Raw genomic sequence first — 7,228 nt, 5'->3', positions numbered from 1 at the left:
GACGCCGCAGGATCCCCCACCAACAGGGACTCCACGCTCAACGGTGAATAGCCCCTTATGCTCATCGATGTAGCGGATCATCTCGTGGTGGGGCGGTCGAGCTCCGCGGCGAAAAACGCCGAAGCCGACTTCAGAATCTCGTTGGCCCGGCGCAGCTCGAGGTTCTCAGCCTCCAGCTGGGCAATCCGCTCCTGCGCAGCAGAGCGGCCTTCACCAGGGACAGAAACATCTCCGCTGAGGAGCTTCTTGCGGGCTTGCTTCATCCAGCCACGCACCGTGTGCGCGGAGATTCCCAACTTCTGTCCTACTGCCTCAGCAGCGCTCCACACTGACGAGGCATGGACTCGCTGGTGATCCTCCACCATTCTGATCGCCCGCTCCTTGAAATCCGGGCTGTACTTCTTCGGCATAGTTCCAATCCTCTCTGCTCAACAAAGTGGAACTAAACCCAGTACGGTTCAGATGAACAGGCCTCGATCTTTGCAAACGCTGCTGTCTAGACTGAGGTGCGACCCCGAATGACATCCCGTAAACACACAAAGCACCTAAGCGGTGGTGCCCATGACAGAGATCCTCACTCTTGATGAGGTCAAGAAGCGTCGGCATGACTTGCTGAAGTCATTCGAGATGCCTGAAGACAAGGTCTACGAGCTTGCTCGGAATTACTCTCTGCGCTCCCAGGAGCGTGCCCGATTCCAGAAGATCGAAGCCTACGATTTTCTACTGAGCTCCGCAGCAGCGTCGGAGAACGAGGAACACCACACCATCGCATGATCATTGAGCCTGATAGTGACAACGCTCAATCCCAGCTGAAACCCCGAGCAACACAGTTCGCGGAAAACGTCCGATCTCTGATCAGTCGCACAGTGGAATCTGATGTCGAGCCGTTTGACGTTGACCTGGTGAAGCCCCGAAAGGACACGGACAGGTTGCTGGCGTCGCTCCAGTCCAACCCCAAGCCCCAGATTGCTCTTGTCTCCTCAGACGTTGACGACGCAGTCTTCAGCTTGGAAATCCGTTTTGACATGTTCGTCGAAAAATTCCTCACAGTCCAATCAAGTCGCATTGCTGTCGGTCTGCTAGGAAGCGATGAACCCCTCTTGCGATACGAGTACATACGCCGCCCAGACTCTGTACCGTCAGCGCACCTGCATGTCCATGCTCACCGCGATCAGTTTCTCCACGGCATGATGCTCAGCACCTCCGGACGCTCCAAACAGCGATTGCGGAAGTTGACGCAGGGAAAACTCCCCTATCTGAGCCAGATCCACTTCCCTCTCGGCGGCCCTCGCTTGCGCCCAGGGATCGAAGATGTCCTGGAGATGCTCATCGGAGAATTCGGAGTCAAGCAGAAAGCCGACGCTGTAGAATACCTGGCGCAAAGCCGTGCCGAATGGCGTCGGTTGCAACTTCGCGCATTGCTCGCACGCAATCACAGTGATGCGCTCGACTACCTCCGTAGCGAGGGATACACCGTCACCCCACCGGGCTGGACCCCTGCCGTGACAGCACCCGAGGATCCCGCCGTCGCTCAATGGTGACGGGAGACGGACACCATCGTCCGCGCCCCAGGTATCCTGTACCGACGCCTGTCCACCGGAGGAAGACGAGTGACGCCCCAAGATTCCGCACACCACACACCTGTGCGCACCGCTATCTACGGCAGTTGCGTCTCCCGGGACACTGCGGAGTTCGCCGGCAAGGACATCATCGACGTCGCCGCCTACATCGCCCGGCAGTCACTGCTCTCCGCCGGCTCCGACGCCGGCGACCGCTTCCCCGATGACGCGCAGGTCTCCTCCCCCTTCCAGGAACGGATGATGCGCGGGGACTTCGCCGGTAACGTCATCGAGCGGTTGCGCGAACTCGACGGCATCGACCTTCTCCTCTGGGACCTCACCGATGAGCGGCACGGGGTGTACCTCTTCGACGACGGCGCCGTCGTCACCCGCAGCATCGACCTCATCAACGTGCCCGAGGCCCTCGCCGCCGTCGAGAACGCCCGGCACCTGCCCTTCGGCACTGATGAACACTTCGAACGCTGGTCCAAGCAGATCAGCACGTTCATCCAGACCCTCCGTGAGCTGGGACTGCTCGAGAAAACCGTAGTGCTGAACATCCCGTGGGCCACCACCACCGTGGACGGCCGCCCAGCCCCCGCCTCGATGGGCACCCAGCCCGCTCAGGCCAATAAGAAGTACCGCCGCTACGTGGACCTGCTCCGGGAGACTGGCCTGGGAATTCTGGAGATCTCCGCAGGCGAGGTTCGCGCCGACCCCGAGCACGTCTGGGGTCTCGCACCCTTCCACTACTCCCCCGCGGTCTACGGGGAGATCCTCCTCCGGCTCGCCGAGGACTTCGGGGCCCTGCCCAAGGACGCGGTCAAGGATGCAGTGAAGGCCGTCATCGCGCCGGATGAGACAGCCCCTGACGAGTCCACCACCTCTGGCGAGTCCGCAAAGGAGAGCTCCTGATGGAAGAGCAGAAGCGCCCGGTGATGCGCCGACCGCTGTCCTTCGTCCGCCGCAGCAACAACCTGCCCCCGCGCCGTCAGCGCGCCTGGGACGCCGCTCTCGGCCACGAGCTGCTCGACATCCCTCACGGCGAGCGCGACACCTCCGTCGCCGAGGACTTCCACCTCGACTGGGATGCTGAATTCGGCCGCCGCGCCCACCGCGTGTTGGAGATCGGCACCGGCTCCGGCGAGGCTGTCGTCCACGCCGCCCACCAGCGTCCGGACACCGACTTCATCGCCGTGGAGGTCTACCGGCCCGGCGTGGCCCAGCTGGCCTCGCGGTTGCGCCGTGAGGGCCTGACCAACGTGCGCATCGCCTGTGTGGACGCCGTCGAGCTGATCGACAAGCTCATGCCCCGCGGCACTGTCGACGAGCTCTGGGTTTTCTTCCCCGACCCCTGGCACAAGACGAAGCATCACAAGCGCCGCCTGGTGCAGGGCCCGTTCATCGAGCGCGTTGCCGGACTGCTGCCCGAAGGCGGGCTGTGGCGGCTGGCCACCGACTGGTCCGGCTACGCCGCCCAGATGCGCGAACTCATCTCCGCCGACCCGCGCTTCACCAACCTCCACACCGGTGAGCGCGCCGGGGCGGACTCTCCGCTGACTGCCGTCCGTCACGAAGGGCTCGAGAAGGACGAGCCGATGGCTTTCGACGATGCTCTGGATGAGACCGGAGGCTGGGCGCCACGCTTCGACGGCCGCGTTCTCACCGACTTCGAAGCCAAGGCGCATGAGGCCGGACGCCGCATCTTCGACCTCACCTTCCGCCGCAACAGCTGAGACCGACGACGCTCTCAGCCAGTACGTCCTCACCCCGCACACCTCTCACTCCGCCCGAACCTGCCCACACCTGCCCTCCCCCACGGTTGACTCTGGAGTTCGTGCCCTTTTGACGCCGATTTGACGCTGAAAAGGGCACGAACTCCAGAGTCACTGCGCGTAGTGGTGGTGGTGGGGCGGGATGGGAGGAGAGAGCAATCTTTTGTACCCCCCACCGAAGGACGCCATGCCCGACGACAGACCCACCCACGACACCAGTCACGCCCAAGACGACAGACCCACCCAAGAACACCGCGCCCCGCAGCCCGGCAGCCCCAGCGCGAACCCCGTCACCTGCCGGGCCGGCCGCCGCACCGGACTCTCCTTAGAGCAGCTCAGCGTCTTCTCCCAGCCGGACTACCCGCATGACATCCACCCCGCGCTGGTCCCGGGCATCGGCATCGATGAACAGCGTCGCCGCTACCGCCTCGACCACTGGATCTTCGCCGTCGCCGGCACACTCACCGTCGCCTTCATCGCCTGGGGCCTGATCAGCCCGTCGGGAGTCGGCGACGTCGCCGGGGCCGTCTTCGGCTGGACCATGGACAACGCCAGTTGGCTGTTCAACGCGCTGGCCGCCGTCGTACTGGTGTTCATGCTCATCATCGCCTTCAGCCGCTACGGACACATCCGTCTGGGCCGCGACGGTGATGAACCCGAGTTCTCCACCTTCTCCTGGGTCGCCATGCTCTTCGCCGCCGGCATCGGCATCGGCGTGTTCTTCTTCGGCCCCTCCGAACCGCTGAGCCACTACCAGTCGCCTCCTCCGGGCACCGCCGCCGCCGAGACCGCTGAGGCCCTGCACACCGGGATGGCCTACACCTACTTCCACTGGGGCTTCCACGCCTGGGCGATCTACGCGCTCGTCGGCGCTTCCGTGGCCTACGCCGCCTACCGACGCGGCCGAGTGCCGCTGATGTCCTCGATCTTCCGCACGATGCTCGGCCAGCGCCACACCGATGGACTGCCCGGCCGGATCATCGACATCTTCGCGCTCTTCGCCACCCTCTTCGGCACCGCCGCCGCGCTCGGCCTCGCCTCCCTGCAGATCACCGAAGGCATCGGTGTGGTCACCGGCGCGACGCTCGGCACCGGCGCGGTGGTGCTGGTCATCCTCGTCCTGGCGTTGGCCTTCATCGCCTCGGCGATCTCCGGAGTCGCACGCGGCATCCGCTACCTCTCCAGCATCAACATCGTCCTGGTGCTCAGCGTCCTCGGCCTGGTGTTCCTCCTCGGACCCACCATGTTCCTGCTGAACATGCTGCCCTCGGCGCTCATGGAGCACTTCTCCACCATGTTCGAGATGCTCGGCCGCTCGGCCTCCTGGGGTCAGGAGACCGTCGACTTCCAGGCGATCTGGACAGTGTTCTACTGGGCCTGGTGGATCTCCTGGTCCCCGTTCGTCGGGATCTTCATCGCCCGGGTCTCCCGCGGCCGCACCCTGCGCCAGTTCATCCTCGGGGTCACCCTGGTGCCCTCCTCAGTGCTGTTCCTAGCCTTCGGCATCCTCGGCGGCACCTCGATCTGGATGTACCGCAACGACGCCCCCGGCTTCGAGGCGGAGATGTCCCCGCCGGAAGTCCTGTTCACCATGATCGACAACCTGCCCTACGCGCAGTGGCTGCCGATCGTGGTGATGATCGTGCTCTCGATCTTCTTCATCACCTCGGCCGACTCCGCGGCAGTGGTCATGGGGATCCTCTCCACCAGCGGGGATCAGAACCCGCACCGCGCCGTCGTCGTGTTCTGGGGGCTGGTGATGGCCGGGGTCGCGGTGATCATGCTGCTGACTGGCGGTGATACTGCGCTGACCGGGCTGCAGAACCTGGTGATCGTCACCGCGCTGCCCTTCGCCGCAGTCCTGGTGCTGATCATGGTGGCCTTCGTCCGGGAACTGCGCACTGATCCGGCCGCGCTGCGCGGCATCTACGCCGAGAAGGCGTTGGCCGATGCCGTGGTCACCGGAATCGATTCCTACGGGGATGACTTCCGGCTGCAGGTAGGGCAGTCGCCGCCCGGAGCCGGTGCGGGCGCGGAGATCGATTCCGAGCACGAGAAGTACACCGACTGGTACCGCCGCACCGACGAGGACGGCCGCCCGGTGGAGTACGACTTCGAGACCGGCGAATGGGGTGACGGCTGGGACCCTGAGGAGGACTCACGGGAGTGAGGCACAGCTCACGCTACACTTGCCGCACTCCCCCGGAGCCGCGAAGGAACGGGCGGGGCATCGAAGAGCATGCAGCAGAAGCGGTAGCCGTCGAAGGGGCGCACACTATGGCTGATAAGCAGCGGGAGGAAGGGCGGCTGGTCCGCTCCCTGCAGTGGGTGGAGAGGATCGGCAACTATCTGCCCCACCCGTTCTGGCTCTTCGTCATCCTCGCCGGGGTGGTGATCGCGCTCTCCGCGGTGCTGGAGGCCCTCGGCGTGGGCGCGCAGAACCCCGCCGACGGGGAGCAGATCGATGTCCAGTCCCTGCTGACCCCCGATGGGTTCCAGCAGATGATCACCGATGCCGTGCAGAACTTCGTCGAGTTCCCGCCGCTGGGCCTGATCATCACCGTGATGCTCGGTGTGGCCGTCGCAGAGGGGTCGGGGCTGATCAGCGCGGCGATCCGCGTCATCGTCGCCCGGGTCTCCGCCCGCTGGCTGACCTTCACCATCGCGTTGGCCGGTGTCACCGGTTCGGTGGCCTCGGATGCGATCTACGTGATCCTCATCCCGCTGGCCGCCGCCGCGTTCAAGGCCGTCGGCCGGTCGGCGGTGCTCGGGGCGATCGTCGCCTTCGGTGCGGCCTCGGCCGGGTACAACGCCTCCCTGCTGATCACTGCCACTGACCCTCTGTTGGCGGGGATCTCCACCGCCGGGGCCCAACTCATCGACGAGGACTACGTCGTCTCCCCGGTGGCCAACTACTTCTTCTCCATGGCCTCCTCAGTGGTGCTGGCGCTGATCGTCACCCTGGTCGCCGAGACGGTGCTGGTGCGGATCAGTGACCGGTTCCGTGCCGCAGAAGACGCCGAAGGCGGCGCAGCCACCGCCGTGCTCACCGCCGGGCGGGATATCGACGCCGACACCGACGACGCCGCGCTGCTGCACTACTCCGCCACTGAGGTCCGCGGGCTGCTATGGTCGCTGCTCGCGCTGGCCGGGTTCCTCGCCGTGTACTTCTGCCTGCTGCTGATCCCGGGCTCACCGATGGAGGGCGAGGGCGGGAACGCGCTGGAGTCCCCGCTGCTGGCCGATATCGCGCTGCCGATCGCGCTGGCGTTCCTCGTCGTCGGGATCACCTACGGGCTGGTCACCGGCACCATCACGAAGTTCCAGGATGTGCCGGAGATGATGGGCCGTTCCATCAAGGAGCTGGCGCCGATCATCGTGATCTTCTTCGCCGCCGCGCAGTTCATCGCGTATTTCAGCTGGTCGAACATCGGCTCCGTGCTGGCGATCAACGGCGCGGACCTGCTGGAACAGGCGGATCTACCCGTCATCGTGCTCTTCGCCGGCGTGGTGCTGCTGGTGGCGGGCTTCAACTTCTTCATCACCTCCGGTTCGGCCCAGTGGACCCTGATGGCCCCGGTGCTGGTGCCGATGCTGATGATCCTGGGCATCGACCCGGAGGTCACCCAGATGCTGTTCCGCATGGGTGATTCGCCCACCAACATCATCTCGCCGATGAGCCCGTACTTCGCCCTGGTGCTGGGGTATCTGCAGCGGTACTACCCGCGCGCAGGCATCGGGACTCTGCTGTCGATGACCCTTCCGATCGCCATCGCCCTGCTGGTCGGGTGGTTCCTGTTCTTCATGCTGTGGTACGCCTTGGGCATCCCGCTGGGCCCCGGCGTGCCCGTGCGCTGAGCCAACCCTGACCGTCCCCCACCCTTCAGAAAGTGA

Annotated in this window: 7 protein-coding genes; 6 read left to right on the top strand and 1 reads right to left on the bottom strand. The window is 65.0% G+C overall.

Features of this window, described 5'->3' with window-relative positions; genetic code table 11:
* Positions 1-77 precede the first annotated feature (77 nt).
* Complete coding sequence (locus RIL96_RS05905; RefSeq protein WP_310548088.1) at positions 78-410, bottom strand: transposase; 333 nt, start codon at positions 408-410, stop codon at positions 78-80.
* A 151-nt stretch (positions 411-561) separates the two neighbouring features.
* Here RIL96_RS05905 and RIL96_RS05900 point away from each other — a divergent pair, with 151 nt between their 5' ends.
* The 6 genes from RIL96_RS05900 to RIL96_RS05875 all read left to right on the top strand — a co-directional run bounded on the left by RIL96_RS05900 (position 562) and on the right by RIL96_RS05875 (position 7,192).
* Positions 562-774: a hypothetical protein gene (locus RIL96_RS05900; protein WP_310548087.1), complete on the top strand. Its 213-nt coding sequence runs from the start codon at positions 562-564 to the stop codon at positions 772-774.
* Positions 771-1,541 (top strand): hypothetical protein, encoded by a 771-nt coding sequence (locus RIL96_RS05895; protein ID WP_310548086.1) that lies wholly within the window; start codon positions 771-773, stop codon positions 1,539-1,541. Before RIL96_RS05900 ends, RIL96_RS05895 begins: the two co-directional genes overlap by 4 nt.
* A 102-nt stretch (positions 1,542-1,643) precedes the next feature.
* On the top strand, positions 1,644-2,474 hold the full coding sequence (locus RIL96_RS05890) for a DUF6270 domain-containing protein (protein ID WP_310548085.1): 831 nt from the start codon (positions 1,644-1,646) through the stop codon (positions 2,472-2,474).
* Positions 2,474-3,295 carry a tRNA (guanosine(46)-N7)-methyltransferase TrmB gene (gene trmB / locus RIL96_RS05885; protein ID WP_310548084.1) on the top strand — a complete coding sequence of 274 codons (822 nt, stop codon included), beginning with the start codon at positions 2,474-2,476 and terminating at the stop codon, positions 3,293-3,295. The genes RIL96_RS05890 and trmB overlap by 1 nt, the downstream gene beginning before the upstream one ends.
* A 226-nt stretch (positions 3,296-3,521) precedes the next feature.
* Positions 3,522-5,504 (top strand): BCCT family transporter, encoded by a 1,983-nt coding sequence (locus RIL96_RS05880; protein WP_310548083.1) that lies wholly within the window; start codon positions 3,522-3,524, stop codon positions 5,502-5,504.
* Positions 5,505-5,611: 107 nt separating this feature from the next.
* The gene (locus RIL96_RS05875) at positions 5,612-7,192 is read left to right on the top strand and encodes an AbgT family transporter (protein WP_310548082.1); all 1,581 of its coding nucleotides are present in this window, start codon (positions 5,612-5,614) and stop codon (positions 7,190-7,192) included.
* The last annotated feature ends 36 nt before the right edge of the window (positions 7,193-7,228 follow it).

It is taken from the genome of Nesterenkonia aerolata (genome assembly GCF_031470965.1).
In the GTDB taxonomy this organism is placed as follows: Bacteria; Actinomycetota; Actinomycetes; order Actinomycetales; family Micrococcaceae; genus Nesterenkonia; species Nesterenkonia aerolata.
Note: the sequence above shows the minus strand (reverse complement) of the source record. Positions and strands in the feature narration are given on the sequence as shown.

Coding starts and splice junctions, on each gene's coding strand:
- RIL96_RS05905 (WP_310548088.1), bottom strand. CDS start 410: ATGCCGAAGAAGTACAGCCCGGATTTCAAGGAGCGGGCGATCAGAATG.
- RIL96_RS05900 (WP_310548087.1), top strand. CDS start 562: ATGACAGAGATCCTCACTCTTGATGAGGTCAAGAAGCGTCGGCATGAC.
- RIL96_RS05895 (WP_310548086.1), top strand. CDS start 771: ATGATCATTGAGCCTGATAGTGACAACGCTCAATCCCAGCTGAAACCC.
- trmB (WP_310548084.1), top strand. CDS start 2,474: ATGGAAGAGCAGAAGCGCCCGGTGATGCGCCGACCGCTGTCCTTCGTC.
- RIL96_RS05880 (WP_310548083.1), top strand. CDS start 3,522: ATGCCCGACGACAGACCCACCCACGACACCAGTCACGCCCAAGACGAC.
- RIL96_RS05875 (WP_310548082.1), top strand. CDS start 5,612: ATGGCTGATAAGCAGCGGGAGGAAGGGCGGCTGGTCCGCTCCCTGCAG.